The sequence below is a fragment of the Neisseria sp. HMSC061H08 genome, assembly GCF_001836795.1.
GTDB lineage: Bacteria > Pseudomonadota > Gammaproteobacteria > Burkholderiales > Neisseriaceae > Neisseria > Neisseria subflava_A.
The window spans coordinates 226,408-249,264 of the sequence record NZ_KV830575.1; the positions used below are offsets into that span (position 1 = coordinate 226,408).

Below are 22,857 nucleotides of genomic sequence, written 5' to 3' on the forward strand. Positions count from 1 at the left end.
AAGTGGTTTATTTGTCGTGGTTGGTCAGCGTTGTACCGTGACGGCCGCCGCGTTCTTTCAAACGTTGTACCAAGCCTTCGACCGTTGTCGGCATGCCGTCGATACAGAATGCCTGATACAGGGCGGTGTGCAGGGCATCGTTGCGGCTGAACGCATTGCCGATCAGCTTCCAATCGCCTTTACGCGGCTCAATCCAGCGGTGGTTTACTGTGTCGCCGTAAGCGAATACTTTGTAAGACGAACGCTTGTCGTTGCTGTAAGTAAAGGACGTGCGGGCGCAATAGAGGCCTTCGACGGAGAGGTTGTCGTAGCCTTTGTCGGAGCGCACATTCAAGACGTAGCGGATGCTGTTGTCAGGCGCAGGCATGATTTGCAGGCTGCTGAGCAGGATTTTGGGCTGCTTGCCGTAGGTTTCGTTGACATAGAGGTCGAACCAATCACCCGATTGGGTATCGGGCAGGGGCGGCAACTCGGCTTTGTGTTCTTTAAATTCGCGTGCGGCAACTTCTTCAGGGCTTTCCTGATAACGCGTGTTGGTCAGCGTATCCTTTTGGCTGAAACCCAAAGCAAATGCTTGAGTCGCGGCAAGGCTGAGAGCGAGAAGGGCAAAACGGCGCATAGACAGCTCCAAAGTGAAAAATGGCTTTATTTTATGGGCTTGCAGGGTGGGGTGCAAGTAAGTGCGGTATAATTGACGTTAATTCTGATTAATATGACGAGTTTTCATCATGAATACACAAACTCTGGATGTCATCGGTTTAAAATGCCCGCTGCCGATTTTGCGTGCTAAAAAAGCTTTGGCGCAAATGCAGGAGGGCGAAGTGCTGACCGTATTGGCTACCGATGGCGGCGCGCCCGGCGATTTTGAAGCGTTTTGCCGTCAGACCGGACATGTTTTGTTGGAATCGAGCGAGGCCGACGGCGTGTTCAAGCTGGTGTTGAAACACAAATAAAGGCCGTCTGAAATGTCTAAAGCCGTCGCGTTGTCTGCCGCCGTATTGGCCGTCTGCCTGAGTGCATGCGGTAATGAAGGCGTTTTGCCACAGAACGCTGCCGATTATGCCCAAAATGTAACCGACTTGTTCCGCCAAAGCTGCGTGGCCGCAGACGGCTATGCCGCCCTTGTCGGCGAGTTTGCCAATGCCAACAAACTGGTTTTATTGTCGAAAAAAGATATTGCCGATTTGCCTGCTGGAATGATGGATTTGGAGGCATTAAGCATTTGGAAGAAAACGGAAAACGGCGCAGATTATTATTTGAGCCTGACTGAAGACAGTTGTAGCGTGCGCACGGCTAAAGCCGACGACCATCTGATTTTCAAACAATTTTTGGCTTTGGCAGAAAATCCGCCGCAAGGTTTGAACGCTGAGTTGCGTGCCGATAATTTGGCGGAAACCCCATTGCCTATGCGTCAGATTTCCTACGCATGGCGCGCGTCCGGCAGTTCGAAAGAAACCTTGCTGACCGTTAAAACAACGTCGTCCGAGCATTTTCCGGTACAGGCTGTTTTTTATTTGACCCATCATTCTTACGACAATAAGGCCGCTGTTTTGCCTTAGGCCGGTTGACGGTTGAAAAACATCAAATTGCTAGAAACCGTTACCGCCGAATAAAGGCCGTCTGAAACATTATCAAACCAAACCACTCGAAAGTAAGCTATGCAAACCCTGACCATCATCCGCCCCGACGATATGCACTTACACCTGCGCGACGGCGACGCGCTTAAAGCCGTTGCCCCGTACACCGCCCGACAAATGGGCCGCGCGGTTATCATGCCCAACCTGAAGCCGCCCGTCGTCAGCGTTGTCGATGCCCAAGCATACAAAGCGCGCATTATGGACGCCCTGCCAGAAGGCAGCACCTTCCAGCCGTTGATGACGCTTTATTTGACCGACAACGCCACTCCCGAACTCGTGCGTGAAGCCAAGGCTGCCGGTATTGTGGCTTTCAAACTCTATCCAGCAGGCGCAACCACCAATTCCGATTCCGGCGTAACCGACTTGTTCAAACTGATTCCCGTGTTGGAAGAAATGGCGAAACAGGGCATTTTGTTCTTGGTTCACGGCGAAGTGACCGATCCTGAAATCGATATTTTCGACCGTGAGGCCGCCTTTATCGAACGCGTGATGAAGCCGGTTTTGGCGCAAGTGCCAAACCTTAAGGTCGTGTTTGAACACATCACTACTGCCGAAGCAGCACGACTGGTATTGGAAGCTGGCGATAATGTGGCCGCGTCCGTGACGCCGCAACACTTGCTGCTCAACCGCAACGACCTTTTGGTTGGCGGCGTGCGCCCTCATCATTTCTGCCTACCTGTACTCAAACGTGAAACCCACCGTCAGGCTTTGGTTGCCGCCGTTACCGGCGATAAGGCGCACAAATTTTTCCTCGGCACGGACTCTGCGCCACATGCCAAAACTGCCAAAGAAAATGCTTGCGGTTGCGCCGGTATGTTCAGCGCGATGACCGCCATCGAGCTTTATGCCGAAGTGTTTGAGAAAGCAGGCGCATTGGACAAACTGGAAGCCTTTGCTTCTAAAAACGGCCCGCGTTTCTACGGTCTGCCTGAAAATTCTGATACCATCACACTGGTCAAACAAACGCAAACCGTACCTGCTAGTGTACCTTACGGCGATGGCGAGCTTGTACCGATGAGGGCTGGCGGCGAGATTGAATGGACGGTGCAATATTAAATTTGCCGTCAATGAGACATAAAAAGAAACAACCTGCTTGAAAGGGCAGGTTGTTTTTTATTGTCGTTCAGACGACCTGTCATGGGGAGAGGAGGCAGACAAGGCCGTCTGAAAACCGGATTAGAGTGTGTGTTTATTCGGTCAACATGGGTTTCAGCGCTTCCCAAGCCTGCGGCAGTTGGGTAAAGCCGTCCGAAGCCATCAAATGGCCGCCTTCGGGAATATGGGTAACAGGGCTTTTGAGCTTGGCCGCCATGTCCAAAGTCAGTTCGGGCGGAACATGGGTGTCGTTGTCGGAAACCAGACAGTGTTTGGGCATGTCGATTTTGCGCAGGATGTCGAAATCGGGCGACGCTGCTTTAATGTAGGCATCGAGTACAGGCAGGGGCGGCAGTGTATCGGCAAAACCGGCGGCAAGCAACAGACCGCCGATTTTTTGCGGCTGTTGGCGGCTGAGGAAGTGAAGGAGGGTAATGCAGCCTAGGCTGTGGCCGACTAGGAAGGTATGGGCATCGGGCTTGCCGATGTGTTGGTCAAGGGTAAACTGCCACGCTGTCGTGCTTGGTTTGTCGGGATTGGGCATGGCGAGGGAGATTGCTTGTGCGCCGGTGCTTTTGACTTGGGCGCAAAGCCAGTCAAACCAGTTGCCGTGCGGGTTGCCTTCAAAGCCATGTACGATATAAACGCGTCGATTCATGTTTTTCCTCCTTCAGACGGCCTGAGACTTTTGTCTAAATCTCTGCCTGTAAGCGTTCATTATACCATGTTTGTTTATGTTTTATTGTTTGTCGCTTGGTAAGGATTTTTGATTAAGCTTTTGTTGTTAAATGATATTTGCAAGAATAATAAAGCAAACAACACGGCAGGGGCGGATGGCTTTGCCGTGTTGTTCGGGTTTGAAATATATAGGGGCCGTCTGAAAAAACGGTTTAGAAATAGCCTTGTTTTTTGCGTTCTTCCATTGCCGCTTCCGATACGCGGTCGTCCATGCGTGTGGCACTTCGTTCGGAAATGGTCGCGGCGGCGGTTTCGGCAATGATGTCTTCGGGCGTGGCGGCGGTGCTGGCAACCGGGCAGGTGCAGGAAATATCGCCGACAGTACGGAAACGGACGTCGCGGATTTGGGCAACTTCGCCTTCGCGCTTCGGCGTCAATGGTGTAACGGGAACGAGCAGGCCGTTTCGTTCGACAACTTCGCGTTTGTGGGTGTAATAAATCGGCGGCAGAGCGAGTTTTTCGCGTGTGATGTATTGCCAGATGTCTAATTCCGTCCAGTTAGAAATCGGGAACACGCGCATGTTTTCGCCTTGGAACAGGCGTGTATTGTAGAGCGACCATAATTCAGGACGTTGGTTTTTAGGATCCCATTGGCCGAACTCATCGCGGAAAGAGAAGAGGCGTTCTTTGGCGCGCGCTTTTTCTTCATCGCGGCGTGCGCCACCCATCAGCGCATCAAAGCCTTGTTCTTCGATGGTTTCAACCAGTGTAATGGCTTGCGCGGCGTTGCGTGAATCGGTTTCGCGGCGTAAGACGACGCTGCCTTTGCGGATGGATTCTTCTACGCTGCCGACCACAAGTTGTACGCCGGTGCGTGCGACCGTGTCGTCGCGGAACTGGATGACTTCGGGGTAATTGTGGCCGGTATCGACGTGCAGGAGTTTGAACGGCAGCTTCAGCGGACGGCCTTCGATTTGGAAGGCTTTGACGGCAAGCGCCAGCAAGACGACGGAGTCTTTGCCGCCGGAAAACAGCAGAGCCGGGTTTTGGGCATTGGCAATCACTTCGCGGATAATGTAGATGGATTCGGCCTCGAGCCAGTCGAGGTGGTGGTTTTGGATGGACATTTTTTCTCTCTTTGCAACCTTGGCAACAGTCGATACTTTAGTGAGGCTGTCTGAAAAAGGGAAAGAATGGTTTGTTTGTTGCAAAGATGTTTTTGTTATATTGCAAGGCCGTGTTTTTCAGACGGCCTTTGCGCTTTAACTTATTTTTAAACCGATTTTTCTGACGAAGCCTCTGTCTTCGCGTACACTTTGGTTTTTTAGAAATGAGAATGGTTTATGTATCACGGCGAGAGATTTAATGCGTACAGCCATTTGGCCGGTTTCTTGTTGGCAGTGGCGGCCTTGGTGCTGATGCTGGTGAAAGCGGTGGAATCGGCGGACGGCTATCGGATTGCCGGTGCACTGACTTACGGAGTCTGCCTGCTGCTTCTGTATTTGGGCTCAACCTTATACCACAGTATTCCGCAGCCGAAGGCCAAGGCGATTTTGCAAAAGGTCGATCATTGCATGATTTATCTTTTGATTGCAGGCAGCTATACGCCGTTTACGCTGATTACCCTTCACGGCGGTTGGGGCTGGTCGCTTTTCGGTGTGTCATGGGGGCTGGCTTTGCTGGGCATTGTTCAGGAGCTGACGATTGGGCGCAAGAGCGAGAAGCGGCTGTTGTCGATGGTGATTTATGTGTTGATGGGCTGGCTGATTGTGGTGGCGGTATGGCCGCTGATACAGTCGCTTTCGGCCGGCGGATTATTTTGGCTGGTGTTGGGCGGTGTGTTGTATAGCGCGGGGATTTATTGGTTTATCAACGATACGAAAATCCGCCACGGCCACGGTATCTGGCACTTGTTTGTCTTGGCAGGCAGTTTGACGCAATTTATCAGCATTTATTTTTATGTGTTGTAGTTTCAGACGGCCTGAAATAAAAAACCTCTCAGTTTGGCTGAGAGGTTTTTGTTTGTCGTTAATCTGGGTTTTTGTCGTGGAATTCGTGGAATTCGTAGTTGTAGGTCAACTCTTTGCCGGCTTTGGTTTGCGCCAGATAATCGTCGTAAACCGCACGGATTTCCTTACGCAGCAGGAAGAGGGCGATTAAGTTCGGCAAGACCATAAAGCCGTTGAACATATCGGACATGCTCCAAACCAAATCCACTTTGCCCAAGGTACCCAATACGATGGCCACCAAAACCAGTGCGCGGTAGATGCCCAAGTGTTTGCCGCGGAACAGGAAGCGGATATTGGATTCGCCGAAGTAGTACCAGCCGATGATGGTGGTAAAGGCGAAGAAGGTCAGACAGACGGCGAGCAGTTGCGAACCGAAACCCGGAAAGGCCTTGTTAAAAGCCAGTTGGGTAACCGCAGCGCCGGTTTCGCCGGACAAGTTGGCGTCGGTCAGCAGGATAATCAGCGCGGTTGCCGTGCAGACCATCAGCGTATCGATAAAGATACCGATAAACGCGGCCATACCTTGTTGCACAGGGTGTTTGACGTTGGCAGTCGCATGAGCGTGCGGGGTCGAACCCATACCGGCTTCATTGGAAAACAGGCCGCGTGCCACGCCGAAGCGGACTGCCTCACGCATACCGATACCGGCCGCACCGCCCAATACTGCTTCAGGATTGAAGGCGGCGACAAAGATACTGTGGAACATCGGAATGATGTGGTCGGAGAATTTGAACAAAATAATCACCGCACACAAGATGTAAATCACCGCCATAAACGGCACGACAAATTGCGCGATACCGGCAATGCGGTTGATGCCGCCGATGATGATCAGGCCGGCGAATACCGCCAAAGCAATGCCGACAGCCATAGGGGGAATATCGAAAGCCAAATTCATGGCAGAGGCGATAGAGTTGGATTGGGTCGCGTTACCGATGAAACCCAGAGCGATAATCAAGGCGATGGAGAAAAAGCCGGACAGGAAACGCGCCGCGCCCCGGCCGATTTTCGGGGTCAGGCCGTGCGTGATGTAAAACGCAGGGCCGCCGATGTATTTGCCGTGGCTGACCACGCGGTATTTTTGCGCCAAAACGGCTTCTGCAAAAATGGTAGACATGCCCAAAATGGCAGACAACCACATCCAAAAAATGGCACCCGGGCCACCGGCAGTAATCGCAGTGGCGACACCGGCAACGTTACCGGTACCGATTTGCGCGGAAATCGCCACAGCAAGAGCTTGAAATTGAGACAGGGATTTGCCTTCGTGGTCTTTGTCTTTTTTGCTGAACAAGCCGCCGAAAACGGCTTTAAAACCCGTCCCCAATTTGGTCACTTGCGGCGCGCCCAAGTACAGGGTAAAAAACAGGCCGATGCCGATTAAGGCATAAATCAGCAGGTAGTCCCAAAGAACCTGATTGACTGCACCCACCAGAGCAGACAATATTTCTTCCATAATAAAACCTTTAATAAAAACAATAAAAATAAAATGATACGGGTAACTACTCCCACTCATTTTTCGCAGTTGGCAATATCGGCGAGCAGGCCGTTTTGCTATTCGATACCGGTTAAGTTGTTAACAATTTTGACCGATTTTGTCATCATACCGTAAACCTTCGTGAATTAAAACGAAAAACTGACAAAGGTTTGCCGCAAATGTGCTTCTTTATTTAAAAAAGGTTTTTTTGTTTTCAGACGGCCTGTTTTTGCAAATGTTTGGGCCGTCTGAATATTTTGGCTAAAGGCAACTTATGATAAAATGCACGCCTTACAAATGAAGCAAATTCCGCCTCAACGCGTGAAAAAACGAAAGGAATCAATATGGCAGGCCATAGTAAGTGGGCAAATATCCAACACAAAAAAGCCCGACAAGATGCCAAACGTGGCAAAATCTTCACCCGTCTGATTAAAGAAATTACCGTTGCTGCCCGCATGGGCGGCGGCGACCCCGGCGCAAACCCGCGCCTGCGCCTGGCTTTGGAAAAAGCCGCTGAAAACAATATGCCTAAAGACAACGTGCAACGTGCCATCGATAAAGGTACGGGCAATCTGGAAGGCGTGGAATACATCGAGTTGCGTTATGAAGGCTACGGCATCGGCGGCGCGGCTTTGATGGTGGACTGTCTGACCGACAACAAAACCCGTACCGTTGCCGATGTGCGCCATGCGTTCACTAAAAACGGCGGTAACTTGGGTACCGACGGCTGCGTAGCGTTCAACTTCGTTCATCAAGGCTATTTGGTGTTTGAACCGGGCGTTGACGAAGATGCGCTGATGGAAGCGGCTTTGGAAGCCGGAGCGGAAGATGTCATCACCAACGACGACGGTTCCATCGAAGTGGTTACCGCGCCGAATGACTGGGCGGGCGTGAAAGCAGCATTGGAAGCCGCAGGCTACAAATCTGTTGACGGCGACGTTACCATGCGCGCCCAAAACGAAACCGAGTTGAGCGGCGAAGATGCGGTTAAGATGCAAAAACTGATTGATGCATTGGAAGATTTGGACGACGTACAAGACGTTTACACTTCTGCCGTGTTGAATCTGGACTAAACAGTTTAAATAACAAAAGGCCGTCTGAAATTTCAGACGGCCTTTTTATATCGAAACCAATCAGATTTTTCTGGTTTTCAACCAAGCCCAAAGTAGCAGCAATACCACGAAGCTGAAATACAAAATACTCCACACCGGCAGGGCAACGCCGAATAGATAATCCGGATCGGCGCAGTTGCCAAAGCCGCGGACGATGGGTTCAAACCAATCGAACAAAGGCCAGTCACGCAGGCGGAAAGTCCAAGGTGCGCCACAAGAAGGGGCGGTGCCGGGTGGCAGGCTTTGCAACCAAATTTGATAGGCGGCGACACCTGCGCCGTAAACGGCCGGAGCGGCAATCAACAATGCCGAGAGCGAGCGGGCAAATTTGGAAGATTGAGAACTAAATGCCGTAACAATGGACAACAATCCGACAGCCAATACGCACAAGCGTTGCAGGATGCACAATACGCACGGGTTCATGCCCAAAACGTATTGGGAAATAAAGGAGCCGCAGGCGGCAAATATGGAGAGGACGACTAGAAATAAAACAGTCTTGCGGAAAAAGTTCATGACATAAAACCTTTCAGACGGCCTGGACGCAAAACAGCAGCTAAATAATGTTTACTTTAACACAAAACGCATATGCTTTTTTTGGTTTGACGGTTTTTTGCGTATGTTTGTTGATGTTGCGTAACCATAAATATGGAAACAAAAATGTGTTCCGTATCGAAAAGGCCGTCTGAACATTTCAGACGGCCTTTAGCTGCCGATGAATTGGGTATGACGCAACAACAATTGAACGATTATGTTAATGCGCGGCCGAGTATCTTTAAGCTGGAAAATGCTAAGGATAATTTGAGTCATCGCTATGAGAAACCAGGCATTGATGACTTAGAAGATATTAGAGATGATATGGAAAAATTTTTAACGACAGGAAAATAAAATGAGACTAGATCCTTATAAAAATGATATCGGCATGCAGGTTGTTCGAGCGAACAGACTAGGCGATATCAAATTTCTGCAAAAAACGGCAGACAGCGGCCAGTTTGATCCTTTGAAAATCACGCCGTCTGAAAAATGGAGCTATCTGCACCGCATTAATATGAATCCTCACAGTCCTTCACCGCTAGAAACCGTCCGGTTCTATCTGGACAAAGGCGTAGCAGTCAATGCCCAAGATATATACGGCATGACTCCACTACATTACGCCATGCGTGCCAGAAACGGCGATGCAGCATTAGCGTTGCTGGAGGCAGGAGCAAATCCGAATATAGCCGATGAAGACAATATGATTCCTCTAGCAATGATAGGCTATATGCCCGAACGATTAGATGTTTTGAAAGCTATGCTTGATAGTGGTGCTAATGTTCATTTTTTTAATGGAAACGAAACAGTTATAGACAGCTATCGCTCAGATTCAGAACCGGAGCTAATGCCTATCGTGGCATTAATGGAGCAATATGCGTAAGAGACAAAAAGAAGCAAGGCGAAGGCGGCTACCACATCACAGAGGAGAGACGTTTTATTTTTTCCCGTGAGATTTTTTGACATCTGCTTCAGTAATCGTACCGCCGCCATTGTTGAAGGCGTTCATGATGTAAGTGGCAACGGCGGCAACATCGGCATCATTGATGGCGGTAGCAGGCATAAAGCCGTTGTAGGATTTGCCGTTTACTTTAATTGGGCCGTTGATGCCTTTGGTCATGCTTTGCAACAGCACTTGCGGTTTTTTATTGATATAGTCGGACTGGAATAAAGGCGGGAACATGGCACCCCGGCCTTCGCCTTTTTTACCGTGGCAGGCGGCGCAGTTGGTTTCGTAAATTTTTTGTCCTTTGTTCATCAGCGCGGCATCAGCGGCAAAAGCGGTTGGGATGCTGAGTGCGGTCAGAAGGAGCAGGATAGGGCGGAGTGCAGTCATGATGTGTTCCTTTTTGAGTAGTGTTTTTGATGGCCACACGCTTGGTTTGCGTTTTAATAGCTTGATGATAACGCTAAAGGCCGTCTGAAAGTGAATTTTTCAGACGGCCTTTGGTTTAGGTCAAATCCAGCCTTGCAGATTGGCCCGACTTAATTGTGCAAGTGCGGCAATCCAGTCAGCGGAATCGTTGAGGCATGGGATGTAACGGTATTCTTTGCCTCCTGCGGCGTAGAATTGTTCGCGTCCCATAATGGCGATTTCTTCCATGGTTTCGAGGCAGTCGGCCAAGAAGCCGGGGCAGAATACGTCGAGTTTGGTCGTGCCTTGTTTTGGCAGCTGATCAAACAGGGCTTGCGTGCTGGGCTTGACCCATTGGGATTTGCCAAACTGGCTTTGGAAAGAAACGATGTATTCTTGTTCGGACAAGCCCAATGCCTGCGCCAACAGCTTGGCAGTATGGTGGCACTCGTCAGGATAGGGGTCGCCGTCATCGTGATGCTTTTGCGGAATGCCGTGGAAACTCAACATCAGTTTTTCGCCGCGTCCGTTTTGGGCCCAATAGGCTTCAATATGCTGCTTCATGGCTTGAATATAGGCGGCATCGTCGTAATAACGGGAGACGGTGCGGACGCTCATTTGGTTGCGTTGCAGCAATAACTCTTGGAACACTTTGTCCAAAGCCGCGCCGGTAGAAGAGCCGGCATATTGCGGATAGAGCGGTATGACCAGCAATTTGCCCACGCCTTGGGCTTTGAGTTCCGCCAAAACGTCGGCAACGCTTGGATTGCCGTAAGTCATGGCATGACGGACGATGACATCGGGCAAATGTTTGGCCAGGGCTTCTGCTTGGCGGCGTGTATAAACCTCAAGCGGCGAACCTTCTTTAAACCAAACTTTTTCATAGGCATGTGCGCTTTTTTTTGGACGAAAAGTCAATACCAAGCCGCGCAATATCGGTTGCCATAAGAGTTTGGGCAGTTCGACAACGCGTTGATCAGATAGAAATTCTTTTAAGTAAGGCTTGACTGCGGCAGCAGTGGGTGCGTCAGGTGTGCCGAGGTTGAGCAGCAGGACGGTGGTACGGTTTTGTGCGGTGTAGGCTAAGGGCGGTTCGGTATGGAAATGGGACATGATTGTGCTTTATTAATTAAGAATATTGAGGCCGTCTGAAAAGCAGTTTGAATCCAAACCTGATTTCAGACGGCCTTTAAAAGGATTAATCCACACCGCGGGCACGGTTTTCATGGAATTGCGCCTGCCAATCGGCAAATTTACCTTGTTCGATGGCTTCGCGCATTTCGGCCATGATGACCTGGTAGAAGTGCAGGTTGTGGATGGTGTTGAGCTGTGCGCCCAGGATTTCGCCGACACGGTGCAGATGGTGCAGGTAGGAGCGGCTGAAATTCTGACAGGCGTAGCAGGTGCAGCTTTCATCAATTGGACGCTTGTCGAGCTTGTGTTTGGCGTTTTTGATTTTCAAATCGCCAAAACGGGTAAACAGCCAGCCGTTACGCGCATTGCGGGTGGGCATAACGCAGTCGAACATGTCCACGCCGTGTGCCACGCCGTACACCAAATCTTCAGGCGTGCCGACGCCCATCAAATAATGTGGTTTGTGTTCAGGCAGGATAGGGCCGACGGCGCGCAACATACGGTACATTTCGGGCTTAGGTTCGCCAACGGACAAGCCGCCGATGGCCAAGCCGGGGAAGTCGAGTTCTTCCAAACCTTTCAGCGATTCTTCGCGCAAATCTTCATACATCGCGCCTTGTACAATGCCAAACAGCGCATTCGGGTTTTTCAGGTCTTCAAAAGCCTTTTTGCTGCGTTCCGCCCAGCGGAGGCTCATTTGCAGCGATTTTTGCGCTTGGCTGTGTGTCGCTTCTCCCGGGGTGCATTCGTCCAGCTGCATCACGATGTCGGAATTCAACACAGTTTGGATTTTCATCGACACTTCGGGCGAGAGGAATAGTTTGTCGCCGTTGATCGGGCTTTGGAATGTACAGCCTTCTTCGGTCAGCTTGCGCATGTTGGACAACGAAAATACTTGAAAACCGCCCGAGTCGGTCAAAATCGGCTTATCCCAACCGATAAATTCGTGCAGGCCGCCGAATTGTTCAATGACTTCCAAACCGGGGCGCAGCCACAGATGGTAAGTGTTGCCTAAGATGATTTGCGCTTTGATGTCATGCAGGTTTTGCGGGTTCATCGCTTTGACCGAACCATAAGTGCCGACCGGCATAAATACCGGCGTTTCGATTTTGCCGTGGTTCAGTTCCAAAGTGCCGCGTCGGGCATGACCGTCTTTTTTGTGTAAGGTAAATTTGAGCATAGTAATAATAGATTGGACGTTCGCGTGTGTGCGAATTGAAAGGGCAGATTATAAAGGATTTTTCGTTGGTTGACGGCTGGATTTTATCTTTGTCAAAACAATGCTTCAGACGGCCTGAATGACGGAGGAGATAGAATAATGAGGTATAAATCAAACAAAAATATTCAGTCCGTCTGAAAAGTATTTACAGATGCTTGCAAAAGGGAACACGCTTCGTTACAATAAGCGACTTAGATGAAGGCACATAGCTCAGTTGGTTAGAGCACCACCTTGACATGGTGGGGGTCGTTGGTTCGAGTCCAATTGTGCCTACCAAATTTCCATAACGGCTTTATGCCGTTATTTTTTAATGTTTTGGAGCTTTCTGATGTTGAACATTACCTTGCCGGACGGTTCGGTCCGCCAATATGAATCACCCGTTACCGTGGCGCAAATAGCAGCGTCTATCGGTGCAGGTTTGGCAAAGGCAACGGTAGCGGGCAAGGTTAACGGTAAATTGGTGGATGCTTGCGATCCGATTACCGAAGATGCCCATGTTCAAATCATTACGCCTAAAGACAAAGAAGGCGTGGAAATTATCCGCCACTCCTGCGCGCACTTGGTCGGTCATGCGGTCAAGCAGCTCTACCCTGATGCCAAAATGGTTATCGGCCCGGTGATTGAAGACGGGTTCTATTACGATATTGCGACTGAAAAACCATTTACGCCTGATGATGTGGCCGCTATCGAAGCGCGCATGAAAGAGTTGATTGCACAAGACTATGACGTTATTAAAGTGATGACGCCTCGTGCAGAAACCGTCAAAATTTTCCAAGATCGCGGCGAAGAGTACAAATTGCGTCTGATTGAAGACATGCCTGAAGTGGAAGCAATGGGTATGTATCATCATCAAGAATACGTCGATATGTGCCGCGGTCCTCACGTTCCCAATACCCGTTTCTTGAAAAACTTTAAGCTGACCAAGCTGGCAGGCGCATACTGGCGCGGCGACAGCAACAATGAAATGTTGCAACGTATTTACGGTACGGCTTGGGCAAGTAAAGACGAATTGAAAGCCTATATCCAACGCATCGAGGAAGCAGAAAAACGCGACCACCGTAAGCTGGGTAAACAATTGGATTTGTTCCACCTGCAAGATGAAGCGCCGGGTATGGTGTTCTGGCATCCTAAAGGCTGGGCTTTGTGGCAGGTGATTGAGCAGCATATGCGCAAAGAGTTGAATGCTGCCGGTTATAAAGAGGTGAAAACGCCTCAAATTATGGATAAAACCTTCTGGGAAAAATCTGGCCACTGGGAAAACTATAAAGACAATATGTTCGTGACCAGTTCAGAAAAACGCGAATACGCGGTTAAACCGATGAACTGTCCGGGTCATGTACAAATTTTTAATAACGGCTTGCGCTCATATCGCGATTTGCCAATGCGTTTGGCCGAGTTCGGTTCTTGCCACCGCAATGAACCAAGCGGTGCATTGCATGGTCTGATGCGTGTTCGCGGTTTTGTGCAAGATGATGCGCATATCTTCTGTACTGAAGATCAAATCGTTGATGAAGCACGCGCATTTAATGAATTGCTGGTTCGCATTTACAAACAATTCGGCTTCCATGATGTTGCCGTGAAGCTGTCACTCCGCCCTGAACAACGTGCAGGTTCTGACGAAGTTTGGGATAAAGCCGAACAAGGTCTGCGTGATGCATTGACCGCTTGCGGCGTAGAGTGGGAAGAGCTGCCTGGCGAAGGCGCATTCTACGGTCCTAAGATTGAGTATCATGTTAAAGATGCTTTGGGTCGTTCTTGGCAGTGTGGTACCCTGCAGTTGGACTTCGTATTGCCGGAGCGTTTGAATGCCGAATATGTAACTGAAAACAACGACCGTGCGCGTCCTGTAATGTTGCACCGTGCTATTTTGGGTTCATTGGAGCGCTTCATCGGTATTCTGATTGAAAACCATGCAGGCTCATTCCCATTGTGGCTTGCGCCGGTTCAAATGGTGATTATGAATATCACCGAGAACCAAACAGATTATTGTCGCGAAGTGGCTGCCAAATTGCAGGCTGCAGGCTTTCGTGTCGAATTGGATTTGCGTAACGAAAAAATCGGTTACAAAATCCGCGACAACAGCCAATACCGTTTCCCTTACCAAATCGTTGTCGGCGATAAAGAGAAACAAGAAAACAAAGTTGCGGTACGCCGCAAAGCAGAAGACTTGGGTTCTTTGAATGTAGATGATTTTATTGCACAATTGCAGCAAGAAATCACTGATGCCCTCGTCAATCATTAATTTTTATAGGAGTATTCATCATCGCTCAAGAACGCGAAGCACGAATCAATGGTGAAATTACCGCCAAAGAAGTGCGATTAATCAGTGAGTCAGGCGATCAGCTTGGTGTCGTTTCAGTTCGTGAAGCTCTGGCTATGGCCGAAGAGCAAGATGTCGATTTGGTAGAAATTTCCCCAACTGCCAAACCGCCCGTATGCAAACTGATGGATTACGGTAAATACAAATACCAACAAGCCAAGAAGCGCGACGAAGCCAAGAAAAACCAAAAGCAGGTACAAATTAAGGAAATTAAATTCCGTCCGGGTACAGATGAAGGCGACTATCAAATCAAGATGCGCAACATCAACCGCTTCCTTGCCGATGGTGACAAAGTCAAAGTAACATTGCGTTTCCGCGGTCGTGAAATGGCCCACCAACAATTGGGTGCCCAACTGCTTGAGCGCGTAAAAGAAGATTTGGCAGAAGTAGCGCAAATCGAGTCCTTCCCTAAAATGGAAGGCCGCCAAATGGTGATGATGATTGCGCCTAAGAAAAAATAAAGATATAATCCAAGGCTTATTTCGATTGCCGCTCGAAATAAGGTTTAATTAGCGGCAAAAACCGTGGTATTTTGGGTTTCAAGTGTTTGAAATTTATTTCAAAACCCCCTTATACCTTATCTAATAACGAATGGAGTTTTCCAATGCCTAAAATGAAAACCAAGTCTAGCGCGAAAAAACGCTTTAAAGTACTGGGTAACGGTGGTGTAAAACGCGGTCATGCGTTCAAAAGTCACATCCTGACCAAAAAAACCACTAAAACTAAACGTCAATTGCGCGGCACCGCTATGGTGGATTCACGCGATTTGGCTTCTGTTGCTAAAATGTTGCCCTACGCTTAAGGAGTTTAGAATATGCCACGCGTAAAACGCGGTGTTACCGCTCGTGCTCGTCACCAAAAAGTCTTCGCGTTAGCCAAAGGCTACCGCGGTCGTCGTAAAAACGTTTACCGTGTTGCCAAACAAGCGGTAATGAAAGCTGGTCAATACGCATACCGTGACCGTCGCCAACGCAAACGTCAATTCCGTCAACTGTGGATCGTTCGTATCAACGCAGGTGCCCGTGAAAATGGTCTGTCTTACAGCAAATTCATGAACGGCCTGAAACGCGCTGCTATCGAAATCGACCGCAAAGTATTGGCTGATTTGGCTGTATTCGACAAAGCTGCATTTGCACAATTGGTTGAAAAAGCTAAAGCTGCTTTGGCTGTTTAATTCGATAAGATTATTTAAAAAGGAAGCTTATGCTTCCTTTTTTCTTTTCTTAAAGAAATCCTATGTAGTTGATTTTCTTTCTTTAAACTCTATTTTTTTATACTAATTTGCGATAAAATAGGTCCCTCTTATCAAACGGATTGGCCGCAGTAAGACAAAAGGCCGTCTGAACGGGTTTGTAATCAAATCCAACAGACGGCTTTGTTGTTTCAGACGGCCTGCCATCAACAAACAGACGATAAACCACTATGGAAAATGTAAACCGTATCGTTGCAGAAGGTATTGCCGCTATTGAAGCCGCGCAAGACTTCAATGCCTTAGAACAAATTAAAGCACGCTATCTTGGTAAAACCGGCGAATTGACCGGGCTTTTGAAAACTTTGGGTCAAATGTCTCCTGAAGAGCGTAAAACCATAGGTGCGCACATCAACGAATGCAAAAATCAGTTTCAGACGGCTTTTAATACCAAACGCGATGCCCTGAATGAAGCCAAGCTGCAAGCTCAATTGGCTGCAGAAGCCTTGGATATTACTTTACCGGGCCGTGCGCAAGAACATGGCGGTTTGCATCCAGTTACTTTGACTTTGCAACGTGTGGTCGAGCTGTTTCACGGTATGGGTTTTGAAGTGGCGGACGGCCCTGAAATCGAAGACGATTTCCACAATTTCCAAGCCTTGAATATACCTGCAAATCACCCTGCGCGTGCGATGCAAGATACTTTCTACGTTGAAAACGGCGACGTTTTGCGTACACACACTTCGCCTATTCAAATCCGCTATATGCTCGACAAAAAAGAGCCGCCTATCCGCATTATTGCTCCCGGCCGCGTTTACCGCGTGGACAGTGATGCCACTCACTCGCCTATGTTCCATCAGGCCGAAGGTTTGTGGGTTGAAGAGGGCGTAACTTTTGCCGATTTGAAAGCAGTGTTCACTGATTTTATCCGTCGCTTCTTTGAACGCGATGACCTGCAAGTACGTTTCCGTCCGTCTTTCTTCCCGTTCACCGAACCTTCTGCCGAAATCGACATCATGGGCGAAAACGGCAAATGGTTGGAAGTAGGCGGTTGCGGTATGGTACATCCTAACGTGTTGAAAAATGTGAATATCGACCCTGAAAAATATACCGGTTTCGCTTTCGGCATCGGTCTCGACCGCTTTGCCATGTTGCGCTACAACGTGAACGACTTGCGCCTGTTCTTCGATAATGATTTGAACTTCTTGAAGCAGTTTAAATAAATTTCAGATGGTCTTTTGATAGGCCGTCTGAAAAGTAAATAGATATTACTGATTTCGTCTGATAAAAATTTGTTTCAGACGGCCTGATAGTAGAGAAAATAATATGCAATTTCCTTATTCATGGCTGAAAACCCAAGCCAATCCTGATCTTTCTGCCGATAAACTGGAACATCTTTTGACCATGGCCGGTTTGGAAGTGGAAGAAATCGATACTGCTGCCCCTGCTTTCAGTGGCGTGGTTGTTGCCGAAGTAAAATCCGTTGAAAAACATCCTGATGCAGACCGTTTGAACGTTACCCAAGTTGATGCTGGTACGGGCGAGTTGGTTCAGATTGTTTGTGGTGCACCGAATGTCAAGCCGGGTATTAAAGTGCCGTGTTCCTTGCCGGGTGCCGTTTTGCCGGGCAATTTCAAAATTAAGCCGACTAAAATGCGCGGCGTACCATCAAACGGTATGTTGTGTTCGACCAATGAACTGGGTTTGCCAGATGATGGTGTAGACGGTCTGCACATTCTGCCTGAAGATGCGCCTGTCGGTACCAACATCCGCGAATACTTGGATTTGGACGATACGCTGTTTACGTTGAAAATTACGCCTAACCGCGCTGATTGCTTGAGCGTTAAGGGTATTGCGCGTGAGGTTTCTGCGTTGACTCAATGTGCGTTTAGGCCTGTTGAAATTCAGACGGCCTCTATCGGCAGTGAGAAAAAACAGGCTGTCCGTATTGACGCACCGGCCGACTGCGGCCGTTTTATCAGTCGCGTTATTGAAAATGTCAATGCGAAAGCGGCTACTCCCGATTGGATGAAACAACGTTTGGAACGCAGCGGTATCCGCAGCATTTCCGCATTAGTGGACATTGGTAACTATGTCATGCTGGAAATCGGTCAGCCGATGCATGTTTTCGATGCCGACAAGCTGTCGGGCAGTTTGATTGTCCGCCGTGCTCAAAATGGCGAGACGTTGGCGTGCCTGAACGAGAAGACCGTTACTTTGGCTGACAATACACTGGTGGTCGCTGATGAAAAAGGTGTGTTGAGTTTGGCCGGTCTGATGGGCGGAGAGGCAAGTGCGGTTTCTGATGAGACGCAAAATATTGTATTGGAAGCGGCTTGGTTTGCCCCGGAGATTATTGCCGGCAAATCCCGTCAATACGGTTTTGGTTCGGATTCTTCTTTCCGCTTTGAGCGTGGCGTGGATTACCGCTTGCAAGCTGATGCTATTGAGCGCGCTACCGAATTGGTGTTGCAGATTTGCGGTGGCGCGGCCGGTGAAATGGTTGAGGCACAAGGCAAATTGCCTGAGGCTAAACAGGTTGAATTGCGTTTAGGCCGTCTGAAAACGGTATTGGGCGTTGAAATCCCTGCCGAGCAAGTCGAAATTATCTTGCAACACTTGGGTTTGCAGCCTGAGAAAACTGTAGAAGGCTTCCGTGTCACTTCTCCTAGCTTCCGTTTCGATATTGAAATTGAAGCCGATTTGATTGAAGAAATCGGTCGTGTTTACGGTTATGAAAATATTCCTGACGACTATACTTCAGGCCGTCTGAAAATGTTGGCTTTGCCTGAAACCAAACGCCCGCGTTTTGCGGTTTATAACGAAATGGCGGCACGCGGTTACCGTGAAGTGGTCAGCTATGCGTTTGTGGATGAGCAATGGGAGCAAGACTTTGCTGCCAATACCCATCCTATCCGCCTGCAAAATCCGTTGGCGGCGCAGTATGCCGTCATGCGTTCTACGCTTATCGGCGGTTTGGTGGAAGTTTTGCAAAACAATTTGAACCGTAAGCAAAACCGTGTGCGCGTATTTGAAATTGCCCGTGTGTTCAACAAAGATTCGGCTGATCAATTTGTTCAAAACGAACGTATCGGCGGTTTGTGGTATGGCTCCGTGCTGCCTGAGCAATGGGGCGAGAAAACACGCAACGTAGATTTCTACGATATGAAAGCCGATGTTGAAAGCCTTTTGAAAAACAAGGAAGTATCCTTTGTTAAGACCGAACATCCGGCATTGCATCCTGGACGTGCCGCCAATATTGTTTCAGACGGCCGAGTAATTGGTTTTGTTGGCGAGTTGCATCCGAAATGGCTGCAAAAATATGACTTGCCACAAGCACCGCTGGTATTTGAAATCGATATGGATGCGGTATTGGGCCGTGAGAAAACCCGTTATCAGTCCGTATCTAAATTCCAACCTGCACGCCGAGATTTGGCATTTGTAATGCCTGAGGCTGTAACGCATGATGATTTGTTAAATGCCCTGAAAGCGGCGGCGAACAAGCTGGTTCAAGAAATCAGCGTATTTGACGTTTACCGCGGTACAGGCGTGCCTGAAGGCATGAAGAGCGTTGCCGTCAAAATCATTTTGCAGGATATGGAAAGTACGCTGACAGATGAAGTCATCGAGCCTTTGGTTGCGAAAATGATTAAAGCCGCAGCCGAAAAAGACGCGCAACTTCGCGCTTAAAATGAAGATAAAAGTTGTCGCCAAAAATTGCCAATCATATTTGATTTTTTGGTGAGGACTTGATTTTTAAAAGAATTTTGGTAATAATTGCACCAGTTTGAATGAAGGTAAACACATGACACTAACTAAAGCAGAATTGGCCGATATTTTGGTCGACAAAGTCAGCAACGTCACCAAAAATGATGCCAAAGAAATCGTCGAGCTCTTTTTTGAAGAAATCCGCAGCACTTTGGCGCGTGGCGAAGAAATTAAAATTTCCGGTTTCGGCAATTTCCAATTGCGCGACAAACCTCAACGCCCGGGCCGTAACCCTAAAACCGGCGAAGAAGTGCCGATTACCGCACGCCGTGTGGTAACTTTCCATGCCAGCCAAAAACTCAAAGGCATGGTGGAGCATTACTATGACAAACAACAATAACCCGGTTATTCCTGCCAAGCGTTATTTTACGTTGGATGAGATGTGCCAATTGGTGCAAATCAGTCCGGCTCAGTTTGCCCAATGGCAACATGAAAATAATGTTGTGATTGGATACGGTGGCGATCGATATACTCGCTCAGATGTGGTTAAGTTGTTGAAACTTAAAGATACGTTTGAACCTTATATTGATACGTTCAGCCGTGGCGCTTTGGATGTAAACGGCAATCCTGCCGCCAATGCAGAAGAAGTCCGTCATGGTCTGATGCAGGTTTTGTCTGATTTGGAGCGTCATCTTGGTTCTGAGCAACAAAACCACCATGTCGAGCTGTAATCGATGGGAAATTCTGATCAAAAGTGCGAAGGCATACAAAGATTTGCATAATTGATTCTAATAAAGGCTGTTTGAATGATTTTCAGACGGCCTTTATTGTTTTATATTGCTTTCAAAATATCAGAATCTTGACTGCAAATGATTCTATGAAATAGCCGTAAATGTTATACTTAGCCTCTTGTTTGCCGATTGGGAAGAAACAGTCATTAGATAATGCGGATGGATGCCGCCTTTTCATGGCAGACTGAGGTTTTTAAAATAAATGTGTCGGCAGAATAAACAGACTGCCGGACAACATTCAAATCAATGAAATGGATAGCAGAAAATGAGCAGAATCCAACAAACTTTCTCAGCGCTCAATGGCGCAAAAGCACTGATTCCTTATATTACGGTGGGTGATCCCAACCTTGAGACGACCCTGGCATTGATGCACAGCCTGGTGGCTAACGGTGCCGATATTTTGGAACTGGGTGTGCCGTTTTCTGACCCGATGGCGGATGGTCCGACCATTCAGCGTGCGGCCGAAAGGGCGTTGGCAAATCATGTTTCTTTGCACGACGTATTGGAAACAGTACGTTTGTTCCGCCAAACCAATGATAAAACGCCGATTGTGTTAATGGGCTATTTGAACCCAGTACATAAAATGGGTTATCAAGCGTTTGCACAAGAGGCTGCCGACGCGGGCGTAGATGGTGTGTTGACTGTGGATTCCCCGGTAGAAACCATTACCCCGCTGCATGACTCGTTGAAAGCACAAGGTATTGATTGTATTTTCCTTATTGCGCCGACAACAACTGAAGAGCGTATTCAAACGATTGCCAAAGTAGCCGGTGGTTTTGTGTATTATGTATCGCTCAAAGGTGTAACCGGTGCGGCAAGTTTGGATACTGAAGAAGTTTCGCGTAAAATAGAGCTTTTGCGCAAATATATTGATATTCCGATCGGTGTCGGCTTCGGCATTAATAATGCGGAGAGTGCGCGTAAAATTGGCGCGGTAGCGGATGCCGTTATTGTCGGCAGCCGTATCGTCAAAGAGATTGAAAGCCACGCAGGTAGCGAGGCTGAAGCGGTAGGCGTGTTGGTTAAAGAGTTGAAAGACTCGATTCGCTAAATTTTTTATTCCATTGTTTCAGACGGCCTTGCATTCAACAGGCCGTCTGAATTCTGAATTCCAAGGAGTCATTCATGAGCTGGCTAGATAAAATTCTTCCTCCGAAAATTAAAAACCGAAGCAGTTCGTCCAGCGTCCCTGAAGGCCTGTGGCACAAATGTCCGTCTTGTTCGGCAACGGTTTATTCAACCGAGTTGAAGCAAAACAGCGAAGTCTGCCCGAAATGTAATCATCACAATCCGCTTTCTGCGCGCGAACGTTTGAATCTGCTGTTGGATGAAGAAGGCCGTGAAGAGATTGCAGCCAATATTAAACCGACCGACCCGCTGAAATTCAAAGACAGTAAAAAATATCCCGACCGCCTCGCGGCTGCACGTAAAGCAACCGGCGAAGACGATGCATTGGTCGTTATGAAAGGCACCATGAACGGCCTGCCTGTCGTGGTGGCTGCGTTTGAATTCCGTTTTATCGGCGGCTCTATGGGCTCGGTTGTGGGCGAGCGTTTCGTTCAGGGTGTACGCCGTGCCGTTGCAGATAATTGTTCGTTTATTTGCGTGGCGGCTTCCGGTGGTGCGCGTATGCAGGAAGGGGTCAACTCTTTGATGCAGATGACGAAGACCAGCGCGGCTTTGCATTTGCTGACTGAAAAACGTCTGCCGTTTATTTCCGTATTGACTGACCCGACCATGGGCGGCGTGTCTGCCAGCTTTGCCTTCTTGGGTGATGTGGTTTTGGCAGAACCGAATGCGCTGATCGGTTTTGCCGGTCCGCGCGTTATCGAGCAGACTGTACGTGAAACCTTGCCGGAAGGTTTCCAACGTGCAGAATTTTTGTTGGAGAAGGGCGCAATTGACCAAATCGTCGATCGCCGTTCCATGAAAAAACGTATCAGCGATTTAATTACCTTGTTGCGTCATGAGGACAAAGTAACCGCTGCTTGATTAGTACAATAAGAAAGGCCGTCTGAAAATCATATTTCAGACGGCCTAAGACCTTTGCAAAATTTCCCAAAATCCCCTAAATGTCTTGGTGGGAATTTAGGGGATTTTGGGAAATTTTGCAAAGGTCTCAGAGTGTTAATTTTTTTTGAGTAGAGAAATGATTTCTTTTAAAGCTAAAATCTCGTTTTCTTGTCGTTGAATAATTTCATTATTATGAGATATTGTCAGTTTCAGTTTTTCATTTTCAGCTATTAACGCTTCATTGTTGCCATAGTAATTTGATCCGTAATTATGGCTATTATCTCCGACCAAAAGAAATAATGGTTTTTCTTTTGTAATCAATTCAACTACATCAATTTTAAAAATCTGTGCAATCTGATTCAATTTATCAAAAGTCAGTTTAGTTTGCCCACGCTCTATCTTTGCATACCCATTGGCAGACATTGCCAATTTTTCTGCCATTTCTTCTTGAGACCATTGGTTCATTTCTCTCATTACTCGAATTTTTTCATGAAGTTCCATGCTTACTCACTTTTAGGCGGAATTTAGATACTAAAAAATAGATATTCAATATGATTAGTGGGTGGTTTAAATCTAACTTTCAGTATAGCATCTTTGTA

The 22,857-nt window shown here is 48.2% G+C and carries 26 protein-coding genes and 1 tRNA gene; 18 read left to right on the forward strand and 9 right to left on the reverse strand.

The window, feature by feature from the left end; all coding sequences use genetic code 11:
- Window positions 1–7 precede the first annotated feature (7 nt).
- Window positions 8–619 carry a CNP1-like family protein gene (locus HMPREF2675_RS06160; protein WP_063067910.1) on the reverse strand — a complete coding sequence of 204 codons (612 nt, stop codon included), beginning with the start codon at window positions 617–619 and terminating at the stop codon, window positions 8–10.
- A 109-nt stretch (window positions 620–728) separates the two neighbouring features.
- Here HMPREF2675_RS06160 and HMPREF2675_RS06165 point away from each other — a divergent pair, with 109 nt between their 5' ends.
- The 3 genes from HMPREF2675_RS06165 (at window position 729) to pyrC (ending at window position 2,693) form a co-directional block, all read left to right on the forward strand.
- Window positions 729–953 (forward strand): sulfurtransferase TusA family protein, encoded by a 225-nt coding sequence (locus HMPREF2675_RS06165; protein ID WP_003681929.1) that lies wholly within the window; start codon window positions 729–731, stop codon window positions 951–953.
- Between the two features lie 12 nt (window positions 954–965).
- Window positions 966–1,559 carry an NMCC_0638 family (lipo)protein gene (locus HMPREF2675_RS06170; RefSeq protein WP_070814412.1) on the forward strand — a complete coding sequence of 198 codons (594 nt, stop codon included), beginning with the start codon at window positions 966–968 and terminating at the stop codon, window positions 1,557–1,559.
- A gap of 99 nt (window positions 1,560–1,658) precedes the next feature.
- Window positions 1,659–2,693: a dihydroorotase gene (gene pyrC, locus HMPREF2675_RS06175; RefSeq protein WP_070814413.1), complete on the forward strand. Its 1,035-nt coding sequence runs from the start codon at window positions 1,659–1,661 to the stop codon at window positions 2,691–2,693.
- A gap of 133 nt (window positions 2,694–2,826) precedes the next feature.
- Here pyrC and HMPREF2675_RS06180 read toward each other — a convergent pair whose 3' ends face one another.
- Window positions 2,827–3,390, reverse strand: a complete 564-nt coding sequence (locus tag HMPREF2675_RS06180; RefSeq protein ID WP_070814414.1) for an RBBP9/YdeN family alpha/beta hydrolase — start codon at window positions 3,388–3,390, stop codon at window positions 2,827–2,829.
- A gap of 232 nt (window positions 3,391–3,622) precedes the next feature.
- Window positions 3,623–4,621, reverse strand: a complete 999-nt coding sequence (cysD, locus tag HMPREF2675_RS06185) for a sulfate adenylyltransferase subunit CysD (RefSeq protein WP_283127805.1) — start codon at window positions 4,619–4,621, stop codon at window positions 3,623–3,625.
- Between the two features lie 132 nt (window positions 4,622–4,753).
- Between cysD and HMPREF2675_RS06190 the strand changes: the two genes are divergently transcribed.
- A complete protein-coding gene (locus tag HMPREF2675_RS06190) occupies window positions 4,754–5,380 on the forward strand; it encodes a PAQR family membrane homeostasis protein TrhA (RefSeq protein ID WP_070625855.1) in 627 nt (208 codons plus the stop codon).
- Window positions 5,381–5,438: 58 nt separating this feature from the next.
- Here HMPREF2675_RS06190 and HMPREF2675_RS06195 read toward each other — a convergent pair whose 3' ends face one another.
- Entirely contained in the window at window positions 5,439–6,869 is a 1,431-nt protein-coding gene (locus HMPREF2675_RS06195) for an alanine/glycine:cation symporter family protein (RefSeq protein ID WP_070814416.1), read from the reverse strand.
- A gap of 365 nt (window positions 6,870–7,234) precedes the next feature.
- Between HMPREF2675_RS06195 and HMPREF2675_RS06200 the strand changes: the two genes are divergently transcribed.
- Window positions 7,235–7,963 carry a YebC/PmpR family DNA-binding transcriptional regulator gene (locus tag HMPREF2675_RS06200; protein WP_049331317.1) on the forward strand — a complete coding sequence of 243 codons (729 nt, stop codon included), beginning with the start codon at window positions 7,235–7,237 and terminating at the stop codon, window positions 7,961–7,963.
- Between the two features lie 60 nt (window positions 7,964–8,023).
- Here the strand turns inward: HMPREF2675_RS06200 and HMPREF2675_RS06205 are convergent, their stop codons facing one another.
- Window positions 8,024–8,515, reverse strand: coding sequence for a disulfide bond formation protein B (locus HMPREF2675_RS06205; RefSeq protein ID WP_070814417.1), 492 nt, complete (start codon window positions 8,513–8,515; stop codon window positions 8,024–8,026).
- 144 nt (window positions 8,516–8,659) lie between these two features.
- On the opposite strand from HMPREF2675_RS06205, the gene HMPREF2675_RS10985 reads away from it, so the two are divergent.
- The gene (locus tag HMPREF2675_RS10985) at window positions 8,660–8,887 is read left to right on the forward strand and encodes a GH-E family nuclease (RefSeq protein WP_083323890.1); all 228 of its coding nucleotides are present in this window, start codon (window positions 8,660–8,662) and stop codon (window positions 8,885–8,887) included.
- 1 nt (window position 8,888) lies between these two features.
- Window positions 8,889–9,413: an ankyrin repeat domain-containing protein gene (locus HMPREF2675_RS06210; RefSeq protein WP_070814418.1), complete on the forward strand. Its 525-nt coding sequence runs from the start codon at window positions 8,889–8,891 to the stop codon at window positions 9,411–9,413.
- Between the two features lie 54 nt (window positions 9,414–9,467).
- On the opposite strand, the gene HMPREF2675_RS06215 is transcribed toward HMPREF2675_RS06210, so the two are convergent.
- The 3 genes from HMPREF2675_RS06215 to tgt all read right to left on the reverse strand — a co-directional run bounded on the left by HMPREF2675_RS06215 (window position 9,468) and on the right by tgt (window position 12,198).
- The gene (locus HMPREF2675_RS06215; protein ID WP_070814419.1) at window positions 9,468–9,866 is read right to left on the reverse strand and encodes a c-type cytochrome; all 399 of its coding nucleotides are present in this window, start codon (window positions 9,864–9,866) and stop codon (window positions 9,468–9,470) included.
- A gap of 120 nt (window positions 9,867–9,986) precedes the next feature.
- Window positions 9,987–10,997 (reverse strand): ferrochelatase, encoded by a 1,011-nt coding sequence (hemH, locus tag HMPREF2675_RS06220; RefSeq protein WP_070814420.1) that lies wholly within the window; start codon window positions 10,995–10,997, stop codon window positions 9,987–9,989.
- 85 nt (window positions 10,998–11,082) lie between these two features.
- Window positions 11,083–12,198, reverse strand: coding sequence for a tRNA guanosine(34) transglycosylase Tgt (tgt, locus tag HMPREF2675_RS06225; RefSeq protein ID WP_070814421.1), 1,116 nt, complete (start codon window positions 12,196–12,198; stop codon window positions 11,083–11,085).
- 238 nt (window positions 12,199–12,436) lie between these two features.
- On the opposite strand from tgt, the gene HMPREF2675_RS06230 reads away from it, so the two are divergent.
- The 11 genes from HMPREF2675_RS06230 to accD all read left to right on the forward strand — a co-directional run bounded on the left by HMPREF2675_RS06230 (window position 12,437) and on the right by accD (window position 22,237).
- Window positions 12,437–12,513, forward strand: a tRNA-Val gene (locus HMPREF2675_RS06230).
- Between the two features lie 52 nt (window positions 12,514–12,565).
- Entirely contained in the window at window positions 12,566–14,479 is a 1,914-nt protein-coding gene (gene thrS, locus HMPREF2675_RS06235) for a threonine--tRNA ligase (protein WP_070814491.1), read from the forward strand.
- A gap of 17 nt (window positions 14,480–14,496) precedes the next feature.
- A complete protein-coding gene (infC, locus tag HMPREF2675_RS06240; protein ID WP_079453755.1) occupies window positions 14,497–15,018 on the forward strand; it encodes a translation initiation factor IF-3 in 522 nt (173 codons plus the stop codon).
- Between the two features lie 143 nt (window positions 15,019–15,161).
- Window positions 15,162–15,359, forward strand: coding sequence for a 50S ribosomal protein L35 (gene rpmI / locus HMPREF2675_RS06245; protein WP_003675505.1), 198 nt, complete (start codon window positions 15,162–15,164; stop codon window positions 15,357–15,359).
- Between the two features lie 12 nt (window positions 15,360–15,371).
- Window positions 15,372–15,731 carry a 50S ribosomal protein L20 gene (rplT, locus tag HMPREF2675_RS06250; protein ID WP_070814422.1) on the forward strand — a complete coding sequence of 120 codons (360 nt, stop codon included), beginning with the start codon at window positions 15,372–15,374 and terminating at the stop codon, window positions 15,729–15,731.
- Between the two features lie 248 nt (window positions 15,732–15,979).
- Window positions 15,980–16,969, forward strand: a complete 990-nt coding sequence (pheS, locus tag HMPREF2675_RS06255) for a phenylalanine--tRNA ligase subunit alpha (RefSeq protein WP_070814423.1) — start codon at window positions 15,980–15,982, stop codon at window positions 16,967–16,969.
- Between the two features lie 103 nt (window positions 16,970–17,072).
- Window positions 17,073–19,436, forward strand: a complete 2,364-nt coding sequence (gene pheT, locus HMPREF2675_RS06260) for a phenylalanine--tRNA ligase subunit beta (protein WP_070814424.1) — start codon at window positions 17,073–17,075, stop codon at window positions 19,434–19,436.
- A 115-nt stretch (window positions 19,437–19,551) separates the two neighbouring features.
- On the forward strand, window positions 19,552–19,854 hold the full coding sequence (locus HMPREF2675_RS06265; protein ID WP_003680933.1) for an integration host factor subunit alpha: 303 nt from the start codon (window positions 19,552–19,554) through the stop codon (window positions 19,852–19,854).
- Window positions 19,838–20,185 (forward strand): hypothetical protein, encoded by a 348-nt coding sequence (locus tag HMPREF2675_RS06270; RefSeq protein WP_070814425.1) that lies wholly within the window; start codon window positions 19,838–19,840, stop codon window positions 20,183–20,185. Before HMPREF2675_RS06265 ends, HMPREF2675_RS06270 begins: the two co-directional genes overlap by 17 nt.
- 325 nt (window positions 20,186–20,510) lie before the next feature.
- Window positions 20,511–21,296: a tryptophan synthase subunit alpha gene (gene trpA / locus HMPREF2675_RS06275; protein ID WP_070814426.1), complete on the forward strand. Its 786-nt coding sequence runs from the start codon at window positions 20,511–20,513 to the stop codon at window positions 21,294–21,296.
- A 74-nt stretch (window positions 21,297–21,370) separates the two neighbouring features.
- Window positions 21,371–22,237, forward strand: a complete 867-nt coding sequence (accD, locus tag HMPREF2675_RS06280) for an acetyl-CoA carboxylase, carboxyltransferase subunit beta (protein WP_003745975.1) — start codon at window positions 21,371–21,373, stop codon at window positions 22,235–22,237.
- Window positions 22,238–22,372: 135 nt separating this feature from the next.
- Here the strand turns inward: accD and HMPREF2675_RS06285 are convergent, their stop codons facing one another.
- Window positions 22,373–22,759: a helix-turn-helix domain-containing protein gene (locus HMPREF2675_RS06285; protein ID WP_003760765.1), complete on the reverse strand. Its 387-nt coding sequence runs from the start codon at window positions 22,757–22,759 to the stop codon at window positions 22,373–22,375.
- Window positions 22,760–22,857: the final 98 nt, after the last annotated feature.

Coding starts and splice junctions, on each gene's coding strand:
- trpA (WP_070814426.1), top strand. CDS start 20,511: ATGAGCAGAATCCAACAAACTTTCTCAGCGCTCAATGGCGCAAAAGCA.
- HMPREF2675_RS06200 (WP_049331317.1), top strand. CDS start 7,235: ATGGCAGGCCATAGTAAGTGGGCAAATATCCAACACAAAAAAGCCCGA.
- HMPREF2675_RS06205 (WP_070814417.1), bottom strand. CDS start 8,515: ATGAACTTTTTCCGCAAGACTGTTTTATTTCTAGTCGTCCTCTCCATA.
- HMPREF2675_RS06195 (WP_070814416.1), bottom strand. CDS start 6,869: ATGGAAGAAATATTGTCTGCTCTGGTGGGTGCAGTCAATCAGGTTCTT.
- HMPREF2675_RS06210 (WP_070814418.1), top strand. CDS start 8,889: ATGAGACTAGATCCTTATAAAAATGATATCGGCATGCAGGTTGTTCGA.
- tgt (WP_070814421.1), bottom strand. CDS start 12,198: ATGCTCAAATTTACCTTACACAAAAAAGACGGTCATGCCCGACGCGGC.
- pyrC (WP_070814413.1), top strand. CDS start 1,659: ATGCAAACCCTGACCATCATCCGCCCCGACGATATGCACTTACACCTG.
- HMPREF2675_RS06285 (WP_003760765.1), bottom strand. CDS start 22,759: ATGGAACTTCATGAAAAAATTCGAGTAATGAGAGAAATGAACCAATGG.
- hemH (WP_070814420.1), bottom strand. CDS start 10,997: ATGTCCCATTTCCATACCGAACCGCCCTTAGCCTACACCGCACAAAAC.
- thrS (WP_070814491.1), top strand. CDS start 12,566: ATGTTGAACATTACCTTGCCGGACGGTTCGGTCCGCCAATATGAATCA.
- pheT (WP_070814424.1), top strand. CDS start 17,073: ATGCAATTTCCTTATTCATGGCTGAAAACCCAAGCCAATCCTGATCTT.
- HMPREF2675_RS06270 (WP_070814425.1), top strand. CDS start 19,838: ATGACAAACAACAATAACCCGGTTATTCCTGCCAAGCGTTATTTTACG.
- rplT (WP_070814422.1), top strand. CDS start 15,372: ATGCCACGCGTAAAACGCGGTGTTACCGCTCGTGCTCGTCACCAAAAA.
- HMPREF2675_RS10985 (WP_083323890.1), top strand. CDS start 8,660: ATGTGTTCCGTATCGAAAAGGCCGTCTGAACATTTCAGACGGCCTTTA.
- pheS (WP_070814423.1), top strand. CDS start 15,980: ATGGAAAATGTAAACCGTATCGTTGCAGAAGGTATTGCCGCTATTGAA.
- HMPREF2675_RS06265 (WP_003680933.1), top strand. CDS start 19,552: ATGACACTAACTAAAGCAGAATTGGCCGATATTTTGGTCGACAAAGTC.
- HMPREF2675_RS06165 (WP_003681929.1), top strand. CDS start 729: ATGAATACACAAACTCTGGATGTCATCGGTTTAAAATGCCCGCTGCCG.
- HMPREF2675_RS06160 (WP_063067910.1), bottom strand. CDS start 619: ATGCGCCGTTTTGCCCTTCTCGCTCTCAGCCTTGCCGCGACTCAAGCA.
- HMPREF2675_RS06215 (WP_070814419.1), bottom strand. CDS start 9,866: ATGACTGCACTCCGCCCTATCCTGCTCCTTCTGACCGCACTCAGCATC.
- rpmI (WP_003675505.1), top strand. CDS start 15,162: ATGCCTAAAATGAAAACCAAGTCTAGCGCGAAAAAACGCTTTAAAGTA.
- HMPREF2675_RS06190 (WP_070625855.1), top strand. CDS start 4,754: ATGTATCACGGCGAGAGATTTAATGCGTACAGCCATTTGGCCGGTTTC.
- HMPREF2675_RS06170 (WP_070814412.1), top strand. CDS start 966: ATGTCTAAAGCCGTCGCGTTGTCTGCCGCCGTATTGGCCGTCTGCCTG.
- HMPREF2675_RS06180 (WP_070814414.1), bottom strand. CDS start 3,390: ATGAATCGACGCGTTTATATCGTACATGGCTTTGAAGGCAACCCGCAC.
- accD (WP_003745975.1), top strand. CDS start 21,371: ATGAGCTGGCTAGATAAAATTCTTCCTCCGAAAATTAAAAACCGAAGC.